This window comes from uncultured Clostridium sp., from assembly GCF_947072515.1.
Classification (GTDB): Bacteria; Bacillota; Clostridia; order Clostridiales; family Clostridiaceae; genus Clostridium.
This window is the reverse complement of sequence record NZ_CAMTIG010000032.1, coordinates 1-20,811: the sequence shown is the minus strand read 5'-3', so window position 1 is coordinate 20,811 and position 20,811 is coordinate 1. Positions and strand designations below refer to the sequence as shown.

18 protein-coding genes and 2 pseudogenes are annotated in these 20,811 nt (G+C 27.4%); 6 read left to right on the top strand and 14 right to left on the bottom strand.

Annotated features, from left to right (window positions below):
* Nucleotides 1-198 precede the first annotated feature (198 nt).
* Nucleotides 199-834 (top strand): suppressor of fused domain protein, encoded by a 636-nt coding sequence (locus Q0W06_RS12220; protein ID WP_297635858.1) that lies wholly within the window; start codon nt 199-201, stop codon nt 832-834.
* 146 nt (nt 835-980) lie between these two features.
* Nucleotides 981-1,124: a hypothetical protein gene (locus Q0W06_RS12215; RefSeq protein ID WP_297635856.1), complete on the top strand. Its 144-nt coding sequence runs from the start codon at nt 981-983 to the stop codon at nt 1,122-1,124.
* 92 nt (nt 1,125-1,216) lie between these two features.
* On the opposite strand, the gene tyrP is transcribed toward Q0W06_RS12215, so the two are convergent.
* From tyrP to Q0W06_RS12180, 7 genes are all read right to left on the bottom strand, one after another.
* On the bottom strand, nt 1,217-2,626 hold the full coding sequence (gene tyrP, locus Q0W06_RS12210) for a tyrosine-tyramine antiporter (protein ID WP_297635854.1): 1,410 nt from the start codon (nt 2,624-2,626) through the stop codon (nt 1,217-1,219).
* A gap of 478 nt (nt 2,627-3,104) precedes the next feature.
* Nucleotides 3,105-3,524, bottom strand: a complete 420-nt coding sequence (locus tag Q0W06_RS12205) for a hypothetical protein (protein WP_297635852.1) — start codon at nt 3,522-3,524, stop codon at nt 3,105-3,107.
* Nucleotides 3,525-3,626: 102 nt separating this feature from the next.
* Entirely contained in the window at nt 3,627-4,913 is a 1,287-nt protein-coding gene (locus Q0W06_RS12200; RefSeq protein WP_297635850.1) for a Sapep family Mn(2+)-dependent dipeptidase, read from the bottom strand.
* A gap of 167 nt (nt 4,914-5,080) precedes the next feature.
* A complete protein-coding gene (locus tag Q0W06_RS12195; protein WP_297635847.1) occupies nt 5,081-6,043 on the bottom strand; it encodes a N(4)-(beta-N-acetylglucosaminyl)-L-asparaginase in 963 nt (320 codons plus the stop codon).
* Nucleotides 6,044-6,068: 25 nt separating this feature from the next.
* The gene (locus tag Q0W06_RS12190) at nt 6,069-6,590 is read right to left on the bottom strand and encodes a GrdB-related putative oxidoreductase (protein WP_297635844.1); all 522 of its coding nucleotides are present in this window, start codon (nt 6,588-6,590) and stop codon (nt 6,069-6,071) included.
* 91 nt (nt 6,591-6,681) lie between these two features.
* On the bottom strand, nt 6,682-8,034 hold the full coding sequence (gene celB / locus Q0W06_RS12185; protein WP_366516780.1) for a PTS cellobiose transporter subunit IIC: 1,353 nt from the start codon (nt 8,032-8,034) through the stop codon (nt 6,682-6,684).
* A 55-nt stretch (nt 8,035-8,089) separates the two neighbouring features.
* On the bottom strand, nt 8,090-8,416 hold the full coding sequence (locus tag Q0W06_RS12180; RefSeq protein WP_297635842.1) for a PTS sugar transporter subunit IIB: 327 nt from the start codon (nt 8,414-8,416) through the stop codon (nt 8,090-8,092).
* A gap of 300 nt (nt 8,417-8,716) precedes the next feature.
* Here Q0W06_RS12180 and Q0W06_RS12175 point away from each other — a divergent pair, with 300 nt between their 5' ends.
* On the top strand, nt 8,717-10,312 hold the full coding sequence (locus tag Q0W06_RS12175; protein WP_297635839.1) for a sigma 54-interacting transcriptional regulator: 1,596 nt from the start codon (nt 8,717-8,719) through the stop codon (nt 10,310-10,312).
* A 154-nt stretch (nt 10,313-10,466) separates the two neighbouring features.
* Here Q0W06_RS12175 and Q0W06_RS12170 read toward each other — a convergent pair whose 3' ends face one another.
* The 4 genes from Q0W06_RS12170 to Q0W06_RS12155 all read right to left on the bottom strand — a co-directional run bounded on the left by Q0W06_RS12170 (nt 10,467) and on the right by Q0W06_RS12155 (nt 17,766).
* Nucleotides 10,467-11,855: an aspartate ammonia-lyase gene (locus Q0W06_RS12170; protein ID WP_297635836.1), complete on the bottom strand. Its 1,389-nt coding sequence runs from the start codon at nt 11,853-11,855 to the stop codon at nt 10,467-10,469.
* A 356-nt stretch (nt 11,856-12,211) separates the two neighbouring features.
* Nucleotides 12,212-14,032: an AAA family ATPase gene (locus Q0W06_RS12165; RefSeq protein ID WP_297635833.1), complete on the bottom strand. Its 1,821-nt coding sequence runs from the start codon at nt 14,030-14,032 to the stop codon at nt 12,212-12,214.
* 181 nt (nt 14,033-14,213) lie between these two features.
* Nucleotides 14,214-16,034, bottom strand: coding sequence for an ABC transporter ATP-binding protein (locus Q0W06_RS12160; RefSeq protein WP_297635830.1), 1,821 nt, complete (start codon nt 16,032-16,034; stop codon nt 14,214-14,216).
* A 13-nt stretch (nt 16,035-16,047) separates the two neighbouring features.
* The gene (locus tag Q0W06_RS12155) at nt 16,048-17,766 is read right to left on the bottom strand and encodes an ABC transporter ATP-binding protein (RefSeq protein ID WP_297635827.1); all 1,719 of its coding nucleotides are present in this window, start codon (nt 17,764-17,766) and stop codon (nt 16,048-16,050) included.
* 110 nt (nt 17,767-17,876) lie between these two features.
* Between Q0W06_RS12155 and Q0W06_RS12150 the strand changes: the two genes are divergently transcribed.
* Nucleotides 17,877-18,683, top strand: coding sequence for a MerR family transcriptional regulator (locus tag Q0W06_RS12150; protein ID WP_297635825.1), 807 nt, complete (start codon nt 17,877-17,879; stop codon nt 18,681-18,683).
* A 135-nt stretch (nt 18,684-18,818) separates the two neighbouring features.
* On the opposite strand, the gene Q0W06_RS12145 is transcribed toward Q0W06_RS12150, so the two are convergent.
* Together Q0W06_RS12145 and Q0W06_RS12140 are read right to left on the bottom strand one after the other, a co-directional pair.
* Nucleotides 18,819-19,010, bottom strand: a complete 192-nt coding sequence (locus Q0W06_RS12145; RefSeq protein WP_297635822.1) for a hypothetical protein — start codon at nt 19,008-19,010, stop codon at nt 18,819-18,821.
* 90 nt (nt 19,011-19,100) lie between these two features.
* A pseudogene (locus tag Q0W06_RS12140) lies at nt 19,101-19,280 on the bottom strand (GNAT family N-acetyltransferase); the annotation flags it as partial.
* Nucleotides 19,281-19,419: 139 nt separating this feature from the next.
* On the opposite strand from Q0W06_RS12140, the pseudogene Q0W06_RS12135 reads away from it, so the two are divergent.
* A pseudogene (locus tag Q0W06_RS12135) lies at nt 19,420-19,545 on the top strand (IS3 family transposase); the annotation flags it as partial.
* Between the two features lie 258 nt (nt 19,546-19,803).
* Here Q0W06_RS12135 and Q0W06_RS12130 read toward each other — a convergent pair.
* Nucleotides 19,804-20,352, bottom strand: coding sequence for a hypothetical protein (locus Q0W06_RS12130; protein ID WP_297635819.1), 549 nt, complete (start codon nt 20,350-20,352; stop codon nt 19,804-19,806).
* Between the two features lie 271 nt (nt 20,353-20,623).
* Between Q0W06_RS12130 and Q0W06_RS12125 the strand changes: the two genes are divergently transcribed.
* Nucleotides 20,624-20,811 (top strand): hypothetical protein (locus Q0W06_RS12125; RefSeq protein ID WP_297635816.1); only part of this gene is annotated, 188 nt, incomplete at its 3' end.

The following is a 20,811-nucleotide window of genomic DNA, read 5'->3' as shown; positions in this document are numbered from 1 at the left end:
AATAAATGCACTTTTAATAGTATCTCCACATTTTAAACTTTTATTTTATATTATTCTTTTCTAATACATTTTTTCATCATTTTGCATCTATTTTTGAATTAAATTTAAATTTTTTGAATATTTTGTTACAAAATAATGTATTTTATGTTATTATATATTCATGGATATATTAATTTTTACAAAAAGGGGACAAGACTTATGATGAATTTTAACGATTATAAAGATAACTTAATTACAAATGATACTTTTGCACCTGGTTTAGACAGAATTTATTCTACTTTAGATATTATTTATAAAGATCAAGAACCTGCTAGCTATAAACTATTTAATATTAATCAACCTTTATTTAATAGACATTCTTTAGAAGGTTTTTCAGTATATAAAAATACTACTTCTAATCTTTCTCATAATCATATAGTAAGTTTAGGATTTTCAGAACTTTACGGTAATGTTCAGAGTTTTATGAGAGAAAAATCAAAATTAGGTTATGAATTAACATATAGAACTACAAAAGAATCCGAGGATGATTTAAAGGATATTCTTATGGCTATTGAAAATATTTATAAATATAATAAATCAGCTAGTATAAATTTAACTCAAGATAGCTTTATTGATTATAGAGAAACAATAGATTCCGATTCTAAATTTGCTGGATTTTTAGTAGTTAGAGATAAAGAACTACAAAGCATCCATACTGAACATGGGATTGTTGATTTTCTACAACTACATCCAATTGATAGTTGTACTTTATCTACTTTAAAAAGTGGAAAATTTAAAGTTACAGATATTATTGATGTATTAATAGAAGATAATCCTCTTTTAATATGTAGTTAAAATATGATATAGATTTATTTCAAGAGGGTTGATTCTGCAATCCTCTTGTTTTTATTTATTTTTAATAATTATCTATTGATAATTATTATTCTTAGTGTTATAATTAATTCATACTAAATCACTAAGATATGAAGGAGGAATTTTTTATGATAAAAGATAAAAAAAATTTTGAAGATTTTGACCAAATATTTGAGGAAGAAAAGGTTGTAAATTCTACTAACCCTTGTGATCCATCACATCCTGATTATCCTTGGGTTCCTTGTGGAATCGATAAGAAAAACACTAAATAACGCTTTCATAATTAAAATTAATATAAAATAATTCAAAAGCTCTTGTATTTAACTATCTAAATACAAGAGCTTTCCCATTTAAAATATTTTATTTAATTTTTCTTTTTCCAACTTTCTTTTTTACATGCAAAAATAATTATTGGAATTATTATACTTAATAATGTTCCTATTACTTGGAATGCTATATAGAATGTATGTTGATTTTCTCCAATTACTGATGGTGGAATTAAACTTACTATTATAGTTAATATAACCCCAAACAATGCAAGTAATGCTATAATCCACATAACCCCATTTCCTTTTGCACCTAATCTAAATGCTCTATTTACCTCTGGTTTTGAATATCTTAATTTTATTGCTGATGCACATATTAAAATATATACAACACAATATAAAATAGTCGTAACCATTGTTATCATAAAGAATACTCCATTAACATTTGGAATTGCAACATATGCTAATGCTAGTAATGAAACTACAATCGCTTGAATTATAACAAAAGTTGTTGGTATATCTTTTATATTTCTCTTTTGAAATACTTTTGGAAGATTTCCATCTTCTGCAACTTTAATCATAGCTTTTGATGGACCTAATACCCACGCACTCATCTGCCCAAGTACTCCAACTAATATCATTAATGCAATAATATTTTGGAATATAGTTGGTAAATTAAATGCTTTTATGTATACTGCAAAAGGCTGTAATATATTTGTTAACTCAATTTTCCCTTGTGGTATTGCGTTTGATACTGTAAGCCCTGCTATTAAATTTACAACAACTAATGCTATTACTGATGCTATTACTGCTATAGGATAGTTTTTCTTAGGATTATCAATATTATTTGCATGCACTGATGATATTTCTACTCCTGCAAATATAAATATTATTCCTGAAAAATATGTTAATGTTCCTAAATTACTAAAATCAGGTATTAATTTACTTGCTTCAAAATGTCCTAGATATCCATGTGGAGTAATTCCAAATTTCGCTGCATAGGCTATTCCTAAAATAACTAATAATACGAAAGGAATATATACTCCTATTAATGCTCCAAACTTTCCAACTATTTTTACCATATCAAATTTGAAATTAAGTAATGTAACTCCCCAAAATGATACTAGTAAACATATGAATACAAATATATTATTTTGTGATAATTCTGGCATTCCTATAACATATCCTAATATAACTCCTACAGTAGTACCTACCATAGTCATACCTGTCATCATTTGTACCCATAAAAGCCATGAAGTAACAAAACTCCATTTTTCTCCAAAGGCTTCCTTTACCCAAACTTGCGGGCCACCTTCTTCTGGCCATCCTGTTGCAAGCTCTGCTGCAATAAGTGCTATTGGTATTGCAAATATAACAACTGCTGCAACTACATATGTTATTTCTGTCCATCCATTAATTGCAAGAGTTGGCACACTTCTTATACTTCCAAAGAAAGCCATTGTAATTCCTATAAGCTGAAATAACGTTAGCTTTTTACTTTTTCCCATAATACTTCATCCTTCCATTATAATTTTATTTTGTAGTTTTAATCTTTAAATTATCTATTCATAAGCTTTTAACTACTCATTAATTATTACTAATATTATTATTCTTTGTCAAAGGAAATAATTTTAACAATTTATTAACATTGACATATTTTATATTTTCATTTCTTTATCTTTTAATTTAATATTATTTTTTCTTTGCCCTGATTTATTTTCATTTTTTTAATTTTTCTCTATTTAATATTATTTTTTTATTCTTTTATCAAATTTATCACTTTTTATTTCATTTTTTTAATTTATTTTTGTTCCATGTCTCTTTCTTATATCTTCTCCTTTTATTAAATTAATTCATTATTCATTAATCTTTTTTCATTATTACTGTCCTATATTTTCTATCTTATTTTTAATTTTCATATAAATAAAGTACATGATTTAAAAACCATGTACTTTATAATTAATATTTTTATTTTAAATACTTATTTTATAATTCATATCCTTTAGATTCAGGATTATAATGATATATATCTTCTTTATTATCTTCTTTTAATACTATAATTTCTTCTATCCCATCATTATCTTCATCTAAAATTTTCTCAATTTCCTTGCTATTTGCATTTATTTTAATAGCACTTTTCAATTCCTCTGTTTCCGCATGTTTTATAAGAATATATGCTTCACCATCTTTTTTTACCAAATCTAATTGTTCCCAAATCCCATCATTATTTATATCATATAATTTTGAATATTCAGTTTCAAATCCTTCTATATTTAAATCCTTATTTTCTTCTACTTCAAAGTATTTAGGTATAACTCCCCCTTTTATTCCATCCTTAGAATCACATCCTACAAACATAGTTGCAATAGCAGAAATACTTAGTACTAATAATAATCTCTTTCTCATAAATCCCCCTCCATAAAACCATTCTCTTTTTATTCTATGTAGATTTTACTCCCCTGTTTAATTTTACATTAAATGTATCAATTGTTCAATAAATACATTTAATTATTTTGCTAATTTATACAAAGCATTCGTATAAATCTCTAAATTTGTCATTAAATCTTCTAGTTCCATATATTCATTTTTATTATGCGCTATTCCTTTTTGTCCAGGAAAAGATGGTCCAAAAGCTACGATATTTTTAAAAACTTTCGCATAAGTTCCACCAGTAGTAGTAACTGGAGTTCCATCAAATCCTGTTGCTTCTTCATAGCTATCTTTTAATATTTTTAACATTTCACCATCTTTAGGAAATAAAACAGAATCCATTCTTCTATTTTCAGTAAGTGTATTTCCTTCTTCCATTACGCTTCTTATTATCTCTAAAATATCTTCATATTTATAAGAAATAGGATACCTAAACACTACAGATACACCTATTTTATTATCCTTTTTTACTATTCCATATGGATTAATTACAAGTTTCCCTGAAATTTCATCCTCACATTTTATTCCGTTCTTCTCCATGTTATGATTTTCATGAAACTCTTTAGCTACAAAAGCAAAAAACTCTTTTAAATTTTCCGATAGTTCCATATTTTTAAGTCTATCTACTAATTTAGTAACTGCATTTACTCCAAATTCCGGTGCATTTCCCGGTGCTTTTTCTCCTATATCTCCAAATAAATTCCCATCAATAATCAATTTACATTCGCTAGGAACAACATTATTTACAAAGTCACTATCAATTAATACATTTTCTATTATATCTTTACTCCAAATAGTTATATCTAATATTCCTCTTTCTCCATATACTGCTGGATACTTGCAATCTGGTGTAAACCCCATTACTGGAAGTTTTTCTTCTTTTAAATAATATGGAATATCTTTAAATCCCGTTTCTTCGTTAGTTCCAAATATAACTCTTATCTTCTTATTTATATCTAAATTCATATCTTTTATTATTTTCATTCCATGAAGACAACACATAATTGGTCCTTTATTATCTAATACACCTCTTCCATATAATCTTCCATTATCCATAGTTAACTTAAATGGATCATAGTCCCAATTTTCACCTGCTTCTACTATATCTAAGTGTCCTAATGCACAAATATATTCATCAGATGAATCTTCTTGTCCATATTCTGCATATCCAATCACATTATCTATATTTTTTACTTTAAAGCCCATTTCTTTTGCAATTTCTAATGCTTTTTCTAATGCCCTCTTTGGCTCTTCTCCAAATGGAGCATTTATACCTTGCTTTCCTTCAATACTATTAATCTCTACAACTTTTTCTATACTTTTTAAAAGTTCTTTTTCTTCTTTTTTAATTCTTTCCTTAAACATATAATTCCCTCCAATCATTTAATTTTTTAAAATCATTTTTCTAGAAACATAGCCTTAAGAGAATCTTTTTCCCTCAAGGCTATCTTTGTATTTATAAATCAAATTTTTCTTTTATAAAAATACTTTTCCTTTATTCTTATAAACTCTACTTCTAAATTAATTATCTTTTAATCAAATGTTATTGGTTCATGTATTCTATTTAAATATGCTTCTAACCATTCTTCTGAAGCCACTTCATAATCTGTCTTTCCATTCACTTGTTTTTTGCATATATATACTGTTGGCTCTTCTGTTTCTGAAACTACAGAGAATGAAAATCCTTCTATGTTTGTAGCTACTCCCCATTCACCTTTATTATTTAAAGCTATTAATGAAAGATCTCCAGATTTTCCACGCCTTTTTGCAAGCTTATCATTTAATTCTTGAACTGCTTTATCACAAGCCTCTTGTGGGTGCATTCCTTCTTTCATAAGTCTAACTATTTCATAAGAAATACATCCCTTCATTAAATCTTCTCCAAGACCTGTTGCTGATGCACCTCCAACTTCACTATCACAATAAAAACCTGATCCTGAAATTGGTGAATCTCCAACTCTTCCAGCTTTTTTCATAAATAATCCACTTGTTGAAGTTCCTGCTACCATTTTTCCTAATTTATCTACTGCTATCATTCCTACAGTATCATGTCCATTATATGGACTTAATCCTTTTTCAACAGTTTCTTTAAACTTTTTTTGATAATGAAGTTTTGCTCTATCCGTTAGCATATTTACTCTTTCAAAACCTTCTTTATGTGCATACCTTTCAGCTCCTGCTCCAACTAAGAAGCAATTAAATCTTTCATGACTTAGTTTTCTTGCTATACTTATAGGGTTTTTGAAATCTCTTATACCTCCAACAGCACCAATTGATAGAGTGTCACCATCCATATATGCTGCATCTAGTTCAACTTCACAATTTTCATTAGGAAGTCCACCATACCCAACTGATTTATAGAAAGGGAAATCCTCAACGCATTTTATTGCTCTTTCAATTGCATCCCCTGCAAATCCATCTTTTTCTAAGTCTTTACTAGCTTCAGTTATACCTTCAACTGCCATTCTCCAAGTTGCTATCATTGCCCATTTCATTTCATATACCCCACTTTTTTTTATTTTAGAAACAAACTTCTTTTTTGAAGCTTTCTATTTCTTCTTTATTTGCAAGTTTACTTGCCATTTTACATATATTTTCTATTGATTGATTCAATCCTATGCCACCTTTTTTAGGTGTCTTTACTATTATTACTTTTTCTTTATACTTTTCCATCGCTGGATTTTCTGTAGACATTGCTGCAAATGCTGGTATATCAGAATTATTAGATATTTCTTCTGCTATACTTCCAACCATTTCTCCAAAGTTTGGATAATGAAGTGCTGGCCCACAAACTACTACATCTGCTCCTAACTTCTTTACCATAGCTGTGAATTTCTTCTTTACTTCATCTTCATTTTCATTATAATATCCATCACCACAATATAATGTAGCTTCTATATTCATCCCTAACTCTTTAAAATAAGGTTCCATCATTTTCCCTGGACCTATTACTGATTTTTTTCCTGCTGGTTTTAAATCTGCATTTTCATCACTGCCCATACCAGCTTGTACATGATTTAATATTAATATAACTTTTTTCATCTTTCTTTCTCCTATTATTTATTTTAGAGTTCCTCATAACTCTTTTATCCCTATTATTTTCTTAAATCATATTCTAAATTTTTATTTTAAATTATAAATCTAAATCATCAAAGTCTATATCATCATCTTCTTCTTCACTATTTGCTACAACTTGCTCTTCTTTTAAGTATTGATTATCTATTGCTTTAATAAATGGTATATATAAAAATACTCCTAATGCCATTAATAATATTTGAAGAACTGATCCTTGCCACCCTGAAACTAAAAATCCTGAAATAACTGGAGGTGTTGTCCATGGAATTTGCACTCCATTTGTAAATGGTACGAGACCACTTGACATTGCAAAATAAGAAATGATTATGTTTATTGTTGGTATAACTATAAATGGTACTAACATTATTGGATTTAACATTATTGGTAATCCAAATATTATAGGTTCATTTATTCCAAATACTCCTGGTAATAATGAAAGTTTCCCCATCTTAGTAACCCTTTGACTTTTACATACAAGAATAATTGCAATTAATAATGAAAGTGTACTTCCTGCTCCTCCAAATGTTGCAAACATATCTTGGAATTGACCTGTAATTATATTTGGTATTGGTTGTCCTGCTTGAAAAGCTTCTAAATTTTCTACTGATAAAGCTTTTAATACTGGATTAAATACTGCTCCAACAACACTTGATCCATTAATTCCAAAGAACCAAAATCCATGTAAGAAAAGATACGCTATAATCATTGCAGGTAATGTATTTCCAAGTTTTAATAATGGTACTTGTAATAACTTAAATACAAAGTTATGAACTGTTTCATAAGCAGTGTATGCAAATATATAGTTTATTAAGAAAAATACTACTATAACTATTCCTGCTGGTATTAATGCTTCAAAAGATTTTGCAACTGTAGGTGGAACTCCTGCTGGAAGTTTTATAACCCATCCTTTTTTTATAATCTTTGCAAAAAGAACTACTGAAGTTAATGCCACTATCATTCCTAAGAATAAGCCTTTTGATCCAACCCAATCTAATGGAATTCCTTTAACTATATATGATGTTTCTTCACCCTTTGGTATAAAATTAATTTTATATGGTGTAACTATAAAAAATGCTACTAGCGCTGTTGCTGATGCTTGAATTGCATCTATATCTAACTGTCTTGCTAAACTATAAGCTATTCCCACAATGGCTAAAATCGCCATAATATCAAAAGTTGCTGCTACTGGTGTTGTAAGTTTCGCAGACCATCCTTCTCCTAGGAACTTTGCAACCCATTCATTCCATCCTGGTATTGGAAAGTTTGCTATAAGTAAAAATAAGGATCCTATTATTAGTAACGGTGTTGATATTAAAAAACCATCTCTTATTGCTATAAGATATTTATTTCTTCCAATAACCTCTGCCATTGGCATTAAAATATTTTCTAATTTTTTCATTATTGCATTCATATTTACCTGCTCCCTTCAAAATGTCACAATTCCCCCTAAATTTATATCTAAACTTTTATTTTCCTTGTGACTTTTTTATCATTTTTATTGCTGTTTTTAATACTTTTTCTCCATCCATCGCTCCATATGCTACTGGATCTATTGCTGCTACTGGTATATTTAATGGATTACATGTTTCTTCCATTTTTCTAAGCATAAATCTTACTTGTGGTCCTAATAAAACACAATCTGGTTTCTCATCTTGTATCATTGCATGTGCTTTTACACATGGGTTAGCTTCTATATGAATATTTAGATTATGCTTTTTTACTACCTCCATCATTTTTGAAACTAAAAGACTTGTTGACATTCCTGCATCGCAGAATAAAAAGATTTTTTTCATATCATTACACTCCCTTATTAATTTTATTTTTTATTTTCTTACTTAATTTTATAAGCAACTTATATGCCAACCTTCTTTATTCTCCTTTTTTAGCCATTACAAACATTTTTTTCTTATTTTTTGTTGATTAAATGTTTACAATGTCCTAAAATAATACATATAAACTACAAAATATAGCTTCATTAACACACTATTTTTTATTTTTAATACACTTAATGGATGCTTATCTTCTTTTGCTATACATTAAATATATTTTAAACTTCGCTATATTTTAAATTTAAGTTTTGAGGTGATTATTCAATGAAACGAATCCAATTGGTTTTTAATACGGTGAAAGAGTTAGATGCAGGAAAAGGCGTAACTACATCTGATATTTCTACTAAGCTGAATATCGAGCGTGCAAATATTAGTAAAGATTTAAATCTTCTAGTTAAAGATGGCTCTTTATTTAAAAACTCATCTAGACCAGTAAAATACTATCTGAAAAATCCTAATAATATAGATTTTACTCAAAAATCATCTTTAGATAGACTCTCTCTTTTATTTCCTTCTTTAACAGATCCATGCAAACTTGCAAAAACAGCAATTCTTTATCCACCTAACGGAATGAATTCTCTTATTATTGGAGACACAGGTTCTGGGAAATCTATGCTTGCAAAATTTATGCATGATTACGCTTCTACTATATTTGAAAAAGATATGCCTTTTTATCATTTTAATTGTTCTGATTTTGCTAATAATGTTCAACTTTTAAGTTCTCATCTATTTGGAGTTAAAAAAGGAACTTTTACTGGCGCTACAGAAGATAGAATTGGTCTTATTGAAAAAGCAAATGGCGGGATTTTATTTTTAGATGAAATTCATAATCTTCCTAATGAAGGACAAGAAATGCTTTTTATTTTTATGGATACAGGAACTTTTAGACGTTTTGGAGAAGTATCTAAGACTATTACTTCGAAAGTTAGAATAATCTGTGCAACAAACGAGGATATAAATAAAACTCTTCTAAGTACTTTTCTTAGAAGAATTTCAGTAAAAATCAAAATGCCCACTTTAAAAGAACGTCCTTTAGAAGAACGTCTTACTTTGATAGAAACTTTTTTAAAAGAAGAAAGTGCCATTCTTGATACGCCTATATATGTATCTTATAATGCAATGCTTTGTTTTCTTTCATATGACTGTCCTTTTAATGTGGGACAACTTAAAAATGATATTAGACTTTCCGTTGCAAATGCTTACACAGATTATATTATTAATAACAAGAAACTTATAAAAATAAATAGTCCTGATTTAACACATGAAATTCAAAAAAACTTAAGTAAATCTCTTTTAAAAGAAAAATTACTTTTAGAAAATCTTCAACCACAAAATAGATATTTTATCTATGATAAAAATAGTCAAATAACTAGTTATTATTTCAAACATAAAACTCAAAAATTATTTAAGGCTTTTAAATCGCTAATTAATCGTATTGATATTTTAATTGGTATGAAAGACTTATCTATTGATAAGTTAAATGATGCTCTCCACTCATATATGCAAGTTTTGAAAGATTGTAGCGATAATTATAAGTTTAATTTTACATATTCAACTTTTGATGAAGTAAATGCAAAACTAATTAATTTTGATCCAAATCTTGATAAACTATTTAAACTTGCTATGCTTGAAAATCTTTTTAATATTCATCTAGATTTTATTTATGATAGAATGAGCCTTATTTCTTTAGATAACTTAAAGTTTAAAGAAAAATTTAAAGCCTCATTTCCGAAAGAATTTTACTTAGCAGAAAAATATACTGAAATTATTGAAGATACCTTAAACCTTTATATGCCATCCTCTGAATTTATAGTTATATTATTAATTACTATATATTTATATAATTCTAATCTCTTATAAATATATAAATTTTACTCAGTATATTGTTTTATATACGCATAAAAATAAAGACAGCTTTTCATAAGGGGTTGAAAAGTCTGCCTTTATTTTTTTGTGATAAATGTTGTTCAACCATTTTCAATTTTCTATCTATATTAATTTACTTGCTAGCTATTTAACTAATTTTCCTAATCATTTTATTTATATCAAGAGTTTCTTTTATTTCCTTTTCTTTAAAACTCTCTTCTTCTTTTATAATATCTAATATACTCTTATTCTCTGCTAATGCTTTTTTTGCTATATATGCAGCTTTTTCATATCCAATCGTTGGTGCTAAAGCTGTTACTATTCCTATACTATTTTCAACTAAATCCTTGCATCTTTCTTTATTAGCAACTATACCCTTTATACAATTTTCAGTTACTGTATTTAATCCATTTTTTAATATATTAATCGATTGGAATACATTTAAAAATATTATTGGATAAAAAGCATTTAATTCAAGTTGTCCTGAACTTGTTGCAAGAGTCACTGTTGTATCATTTCCAATTATCTGAAAGGATATTTGCTTTAATAATTCTGGCATTACAGGGTTAACCTTTCCTGGCATTATAGATGATCCATTTTGTTTACTTGGAAGAATTATTTCTCCAAAACCTGTTCTTGGCCCTGATGACATAAGTATTAAATCACCTGCTATCTTGCTTAAATTTATCCCACATACTTTTAAATCAGACGATACTTTTGCAATTAAATCTAAATTTTGAGTACTATCTATTAAATCTTCTGCTTGCTTTATATCTAACCCACTTAATTCTTTTAATGTACTACATACATTTTTTATATACTCTGGATGGGCATTCATTCCTGTTCCTATAGCAGTTCCACCTAAATTAACTTCTAAAAGTCCTTTTAAATCTTTTTCTAATCTCTTTATGTCTCTCGAAATAGCTCTTCCAAAAGAAATAAATTCTGAACCTAAACTCATAGGGACTGCATCTTGCATTTCTGTTCTCCCCATTTTTATTACATCCTTAAATTCTTCACCCTTTTCCATTAAAGCAGACTTAAAATTTTCCAACTCTTTTAAGCAATCATTTAACAAAAGATAACAATTTATAAGACCTGCTGTTGGAATAACGTCATTAGTAGATTGTCCCATATTAACATGATCATTTGGGTGAACAGGATACTTTTCTCCTTTATTATATCCAAGTGATTCATTCGCAATATTTGATAAAACTTCATTCATATTCATATTCATTGAAGTTCCTGCTCCACCTTGAATAGGATCTAATATAAATTGATCTAAAAATTCTCCCTCTATGATTCTATTACAGGCTCTCACTATTGCAGTCATTCTTTTTTCATCAAGTTCCCCTACATTATAGTTTGTTATAGAACATGCTTTTTTTACTAGTGCCAAAGATTTTATAAAAGAATCCTCTAATCTCATTCCACTAATTCTGAAGTTTTCACACCCTCTTAAGCTCTGAACACCATAGTAAGCACTATTTGGTACCTTTTTACTTCCGATTGAATCCTTCTCTATTCTATACTCCATTAATTTATCCTCCCACAAATACCCTTTAATTAATTTTTATATTTTCTTACTTCTTTCTTATAGCAACTATTGTGCCATAAAAGAAAACCTCCCTTTTATCACCTTTATAAATTTAGATATACAGAAAACTATATTTTTATAAATTAATAACACAGTTCGTTTTTATTTCTATACAAATAATTAATTCATCAAAACCTTTTAATACATATTCTTGCTCTTTTTAATACAGATATAAATTTTCATTATAATTTTTTATATCATATATCAATTATCTATTCTAAAATATATATTAAAAATTAATTATTTATAAAAAAACTACTATAAAATAAGTAAAAACTATTTTATAGTAGTAATTTTTAATATATATCCTCTTCTTTTATAAGTGTTAAATCTTCTTTAGTTAATTCTTTTTTCTTATATATTCTTTTTGCCATATTCATTTGAATTTTTTCATAAACTTCTTCTATATAACGCCCATTATTTAAAGTGTTTTCTTCTCCAAGATATTCCTTTATTTTTTCTAATGTTATAAGATCTAAAGTATATCCACCATTTTCAAGCTTTCCAAGTAATATATCTGTTAACTCTTCTAAAGAATAATTTTTAAATTCAATATTATGCTTAAATCTTGCTTTTAAATGTGGATTCAAATCTAATAATTTTTGAATACCTTCCTTTTCACCACTTAATATAATTAAAATATTATCCCCATATATGTCTATTCCCTTTGCTATTTCATTTATAGCTTCTGTCCCAAAGTCACCTTCTGATATATTTAAAAGATTTTGTGCATCATCAATATATAAAACTCCACCTACAGCTTCTTTTATTTTTTTTCTTGTCTTTATAGAAGTTTGCCCTATATAAGATGCAACTAAATCTCCTCTTGTGACTTCAACTATATTTCTTGTTTTTAAAATTCTATTATTATAAAAAAGTGTTGATACAGTCTTAGCTATCATGCTTTTTCCTGTTCCTACTCCACCTTTAAAAACCATATTATTTAAACTTGCTTCTACAAATAGTCCAAGTTTTCTTCTTTCATTATTCATAGATAATCTTGCATTTAAAAGAGTTAAAAATTCTTTTATATCTTTTTTTCCAACAATCTTTTCTAGTTCATCTTTTAAATTTGTTTTATGTACAATTCTTTGTTCATCTATATCTTCTTTTATTATTAAATTTAAACCTTCTTCTCTTTTTTCTTTTACAATCCTTAAGCTTTGCTTTCTTATAACATCTTCCACAAGATTTCTTATCATTCTTCCATTACCAGATGCTCGATCACTTCTAAGTAACATTTCTTCTATTCTCTTATTTAAAAATTCCTCTAAGTTATCTTCTAAAATAAAGCCTCGCTCTTCTATCATATTAAAGAATATCTTTTTAAGCTCTTCTAAATTATAATCATTGAATTCTATCTGAAAAGAAAATCTAGATTTTATTCCCATATTAGTTTCCATAAAATCATTCATTTCCTTTTTATAACCTGTAAGAATTACTACTACTTCATTTCTATAATCCTCAATAAGCTTTACTATAGTATTTATTGCTTCCATTCCTGACTCGTCCATCTCTCCATTATAAAGAGAATATGCTTCATCAATTATAAGAACTCCGCCTAGTGCACTTTTAAAAACTTCTCTAGTTTTTTTAGCTGTTGCACCTTGATATTGTCCAACTAGCATACTTCTATCAACTTCAACTATCTTTTCTTCTCTTAAAATTCCAAATTCTTTAAATAGCTTACCTATAAGTCTTGCAGCCATTGTTTTTCCTGTTCCAGGGTTTCCTGTAAAAATCATATTTAAAGCTTGTGTATCTTCCACGTTAACATCATTTTTTCTTCTAAGTTCCCTAGCTAAAAGAATATTATGTTGTTCTTTTATTATATTTTTAACATTTTCAAGCCCTATAATTCTATTCAACTCTTCTTCTATATCTATACTTCCATTTTTAGAATCTTTATGTATTCCTTCACGGTTAAATCCTTCTTTATTAAAACCATACTTATCATAGCCATCTTTAGTATATCCATTCTTAGGAAAAACTTGATTAAAACTTAATCCCTCTTCATTTTTCCCAAATGCATCAAACCCAAATTCATCATAATAAGTTCCATTTTTATGTATTCCTTTTTCATCAAAGCCATTTTTATCATATTTATCTTCACTCATTTTTATTTCACCAATCTTTTTTAAGTTTTATTCTATTGTAACATATTAACCTCTCAACTCTTCACTCCATTTAACATTAATTTTATATATGCTTTATATCACTAAAACACTACATTCTACTTTTATTATATACGCAATAAAAGTAGCTAGATTTTAATATATCTAGCTACTTCTAAATTTTTTAATTAGCTTTTTCAAATTGACTATAGTATAAAGATGCATAAAAACCATTTTGCTCTAATAAAGCTTTATGATTTCCTCTTTCTATAATATCTCCATCTTTTACAACTAATATCATATCTGCATTTTGAATAGTTGATAATCTATGCGCTATTACAAAGCTTGTTTTATCTTTCATAAGCCTTGATAAAGCTTTTTGAATTTCTACTTCTGTTCTCGTATCAACACTTGAAGTTGCTTCATCTAATATCATTATACTTGGATTAGTTAACATAGCTCTTGCAATAGTTAAAAGCTGTAACTCTCCTTGTGATATATTAGCTGATTCACTTGATATAACTGTATCATATCCATGCTCTAAAGTACGAATAAAATGGTCACAACAAGCTAATTTCGCAGCTTTAACAATATCTTCATGTGTTGCATTCATATTACCATAGGCTATATTTTGAGCTATTGTCCCTTTAAATAACCATGTATCTTGAAGTACCATTCCAATATTTCTTCTAAGTTCATTACGTGGAATATGAGTTATATCAGTTCCATCTATTAAAATTTTCCCTCCATTTAACTCATAAAATCTCATAATTAAGTTTATTAATGTAGTTTTCCCCCCACCAGTTGGGCCTACAATAGCTACCATTTCATTTGGTTTTACTTCAAGCTTTAAATCTTTAATTAAAGTTTTTTCTTTTGTATATCCAAATTTCACATTTTCAAAATTAACTTTTCCTTCACTTATCCATTTTTCTTCTAATATACATTCTGTATCTTTAACTTCTTCCTCTTCATCTAGCAATTCAAAAACTCTTTCTGCCCCTGCAATAGCTGATTGCAATGACATAATAACATATGATGATTGAGTAACAGGCTCTGAAATTTGATTTACATATTGTAAAAATGCTTGAATTCCTCCTAATGAAAGCCCACCATTAATTGTCATAATTCCACCTATAATAGCTGTGGCAATAAATCCTAATTGACTTAAAAATCTTATAATAGGATATATAGTAAAATCAACAAATTGAGCTTTTCTATTTGCTTCAAACTGTTTTTTATTAAGTTTTGCCATATCCTCTATAGTGTCTTTTTGCTTGTTAAATACTTTAATAACTGTATTTCCTGAATACACTTCTTCAACCTTTGCACTTAACTCTCCCATAGCAGCAAAATTTTCTCCATAATATTTCTGACTTAATTTTGCTACATAATTAGTAGCAACCATACTAATTCCTATAAAAATAAATATTAATAAAGATAACTTTACATTTAAAATAAGCATTACTACTACAGTAAATAAAATCGTTAAAATAGATGATATAAACTGTATAAATCCAACTTGCATAACTTGAGATACTTTTTCAAGATCTGTAGTTACTCTACTCATTACATCTCCTGTTTTATGAGAATCAAAATACTTAAGTGGTAATTTATTTATCTTACTACTTATTTCCTTTCGCAATGAATATGTTAAATTTTCTCCTACACTTGCTATAATATATTGTTGAATATATGCTAATAAACTATTTATAAGAGTAACAGCTATTAAAAGTACTATTGGTCCTATAAGGGCCTTTGTAACTACTTCTACTATATTCATACTTCCATCAAAACTTCTAATACTACTTAGTAAACTATTAATTGCCTTTCCCACTATTAAAGGCATAATGGCATAAGCTGCACTTCCAAGTAATGCACAAATTCCAACAATTAATAATTTTTTCTTTTGATTTTTTAATCTCTTTCCTAACCTTTTGACCGTTCTCTTCGTATCTTTAGGTATATCTTCATTAAATTCTTGTAAATCAATATCTTTTTCCATAAAATCTCCTTTCCTATATATTCATTTGACTTTGTGCAATTGCTTTATACACATCACAGTTTTCCATTAACTCATCATGTTTTCCAATTCCAACTAATTCACCTTCATTTAAAACAAGAATTTTATCTGCATCCATAATAGTACTTACTCGTTGTGCTATTATTATTTTAACTGCATCCTTTATATTCTCTTTTAAGGCTTTTCTAAGTTTTGAATCTGTTTTTAAATCCAGTGCTGAAAAACTATCATCAAAAATATATACATTTGCCTTTCTTACAAGTGCTCTCGCTATTGCTAATCTTTGCTTTTGACCACCTGAGAAATTAGAACCTCCTTGTGATACTGAAGAGCCTATTCCTAATGGTAATTTATTAATAAAATCCTCTGATTGAGAAATCTCTAAAGATTTTTTTATCTCATCCATTGTTGCATTTTCATTTCCCATTTTTAAATTACTTTCAATATCTCCACTAAAAAGCAATGCTTTTTGAGGTACATACCCTATCTTATTTCTTAAATCTTCTTGTGAAAAATTCTTTATATTCATTCCTTTTATAGATATTTTTCCTTCACTAATATCATGTAATCTTAAAATAAGACTTGCAATAGTACTTTTACCTGAACCAGTACTTCCTATAATTGCAAGAGTTTCACCTTCATTACATGAAAAAGATAAATTTTTAATAACTGGCTCTTCTGCTCCTTTATAATAAAAAGATACATTTTCAAAGCTTAACTCTGAAGTCTCTTTATCAAATTCTTTATTTTTAAGCTCTAAATCTTGAATCTCTGGATTAATTTCTAAAACTTCCTCAATACGATTAATACATGAAAACATTTTTGGTAAAGTAACACTTGTTGATGTAGCAAGAATTAAATACCCAAGAGTAACAATTGCATATTCTATAACTGCTGTTATTTCTCCTATCTCCATTATGTTCTTCATAGAAAATAATCCACCAAGCCAAAGTATTGATACCATGGCAATCCCAATAATTAACCATACAATTGGGTTAAGTATTGCAAATAATTTATTTAATTTAATCATATCTGTTGCATAACTTTTAAATGAACTATCTGTTCTAGTTTCTTCATATTTTTCATTTCCAAAAGCACGAATTACTCTTATTCCTGTAATATTTTCTCTAATTACTCCATTAATAGCATCAAGTTTCTTTTGCACTTTCGTAGAAATAAACATGGATTTTTTTATTATTACGAAAGCTAAAGCTAAAAATATCACTATTGATATAATCAGCACCATTGCTAATGTTTTGCTTGTATTCCCTGTCATAATTATTGAAGATACAATTAAAAATGGTGCTGGAATTATAAGCTGTAATGCTAACCCAAAAGTTTGTTGTATTATTGCGATATCCGATGTTGTACGAGTAATCATGGAAGAAACTCCTATTGAATCAAAATCGTGAATAGATAAATCCTGACTTTTACAAAAAAGCTTATCTCTCATTTCATATCCAAGACTTGCTGCTAAGTCAGCTGAATAATAACTTCCTAAGGATGCTACAATTGTCGTAACTACTAAAACTATAAACATCATAAACCCAATTTGAATAACTTTATCCATATTCCCTTTTAAAATACCATTATCTACAATATTAGCAATTAAAAAAGGAATTAATAATGTTCCTACTGCCTGTCCTAAAAGTAAGCTCAAAGTTAATATAGTTTTACCTTTCTTTTCTTTTAGGAACTGCTTTAAATATTTCATTTTTTACCTCCAATATATAAATAAGTTTGTATAAATTCTCTATAACGTGTATTATAAACCTTAAAGTAACTCTAAGGTCAATAGTTTAAATATAAAATTTGGAGGTAAATATGAAAAACAAATTACATATGACAATTAGTGAGTTTTCTCACATAACTGGTATTAAGCCTGAAAATCTAAGGTACTATGATCAAATTAAACTATTATCTCCTGATTGTCGTGGAGATAATGGATACCGTTACTATACAAGAAGTCAACTTAATACTGCATATCTTATAGTCTCTTTAAGAGATATTGGTATTGGTATTGATGAAATACGTAGATATGTTCAAAGTCGTACTCCTGAAAAATTATTTTCCTTATTTAATACTCAACGAGCACAGATATTAAATGAAATAAAAAAACTTCAGGTAACTTTAGAAATTATGAATCTTTATACTACTATGGCGAGTACTGCTCTTACTCATAAAGAAAATGAAATTTTTATAGAAAGAAAAAAGAAAGAACCTATTTTGCTCGGTCCTGTAATTTTAGATAAAACTAGTGATGACTCATTTATCTCTTTTTATGATTTTGTTTCTGAAAAAGGTTTTAATTTAGGATATCCTCTAGGAGTTATTGTAAGTAAAGAAAACCTTCAAGATAATACTCCATTGCTTCCATTAAAATATTACTTTAAAGTTGAAAGTAATGAAAACTCCTATAAGCCTGAAGGTGATTATGCTGTAATTTATGGTAGATGTGCTTATGGTGAGTCTGATTATTTATATGAGAAATTATTTTCTTTCATAAAAGAAAATAATCTTATAATTTGTGGTAATGCTTATGAAGAATATCCTCTAAATGAACTTTCCATTTTAGATGAAAATAAATATTGTGTAAGAATAGAGATTATGGTTTCTCCTTCTTCACTATAAAAATAAAATAATTTTATTAAAGCCATAAAGTATCTATAATACCTTATGGCTTCTTAATTATGGATAAACTTCTCATTTAGTATATTACTTATTTTTATGCTTTATTTTATCTTGAACAATTAAAAATACTCCTAATCATATTATAAAAATTGGTATTAAAAGTGCTATTGATATCGGTGCTTCATATGCACACCTCATAGCGTCTGCATAACAAACTCCTTGCTCTTTCATTTCTAAATACTTAATAACTTTTAACCCATATAATTCTAATGACAACACTATACTACTTAATATAATTGCTACATACCCTAAAATCTCTTTTTTCATACTAACCTCGCACATTCTTCAATATTATCTAATCTATAATATATTCCTAATTCTATAATAAGTGATTTTCTATCCTTACTATTATATAATTCAAATTATTTTTTCATATACCTCAAACCATTTTAATCCATATTTTTCTAATCCTAAATCAATAGTATCTATATATTTAAATCCACACTTCTCATAAAGTTTTATTGCAAGTAAATTATTTTCATATACATCTAATCGAAGTGATTTAATATTATTCTTAACACCATATTCTTCAGCAAACTTAATTTATTCATTCAGATCAAGGAGTTCACTATACTAGCCCTAAATTTCAGAAGCTTCTTTTAAAATATACTATCGTACAATCTAGTCTAGATGTGGTAACTGTTAGGATAATACCCCATAGAAATCGTTTTCTAGGCGTATGAAAGATGAATTAGATTTTAAATATTGTACAATATTTATTAAAGTTAAAATAGCTATTAAAAATTATATAAATTATTATAGATATCAAACTGGATTAGAAAAGCTAGCTCCAGTTCAATAGGGAAATCAGCTTTTAGCTGCATAGCCTTTTTTAAAATATCCTTGCCATAGGGTCAACTTTACCTTTTTGATATGGCCTTTTCCCATATTCTTAATTTTTTTAGTCTCATTCAGATTAGTACTTTCTACAAAAGTACTAATCTCTTTATAAGTTTGAATATTAAAACTTTAAATATACTCTCTTTTTATAAGAAAACTGCAATAAAGCATTTATCTTTATTGCAGTAACTAACATTTTTAAAATTATTTTTATAAACTTCTAGTCTCTTCTGTCTCGACAATCTTTACATATTGGGAATTCTATTTGGAATAGCATTGATATACAACATATAGAATGACATTCTATATCAAAATCTGCAATCCATCGTCCCATGTTATTTAGTTTTTGAACTTGAAGCTGATAAGGTCTTCCACCTTCAAAAACATCACCAATTTGTACCACTGTACCGCTATTAACATTAAATAATCTTGCATTTTCATCATTAATGCATAAGCTCATTAATTTTAAGGAAACAGGACTTTGAATATATAATTGGTCTTCTACTGTTGGTTTATTTCTTGGTGCTTCATAACAAAATTCTCCATAATTACCATATACAAGAGTAAAGCCTATGTCATCGCCTTTACTAGCAATTGCACCTCTCACACATTCTGCTTCTGAATGTGCAAATTTTTTAGCAAATATTTTAACTTCTCCTTGAATTTCTATTGTTTTCTCTATATCCCATGGGCATTCCATTTCTTTTTCGCTTACTCTAATATTATTCTTAAATTCTATTTTTCCATTTCGTTGTTGTAATTCATCCATTTTTTTATCCTTCTTTCAAATATATTTTTATTCTTTTTCAAATGTATTTCTCACTTGTAATATATTCACATTCTTATTTTTTTGTTCCCTTTTAAACATTTTTTCTTGTAATATTTCTTTTTTCATCCTTCTTTCAAATGTGTTTTTCACTCATAATATATTCATATTCTTATTTTTTTGTTCCCTTTTAAACATTTTTTTCTTGTAACATTTCTTTTTTTACAAAATATTATATATTATATTATATTTATATTTATATGGAGGTTACTTTATGGCACTTATAAACTTTTCTGGAAGTATCGGAGATTCACTTAATAATATCCACCTTCCACCTATAGACAATAGTCAAATCCAAGAATCCAATACATCTTCAAAACCAACTAATCTTAATAATCAAGAAAATAACTTAAATATTTCTATTCTTGAAAAAGAAAATCAACTTTCAAATCTAAATACTTC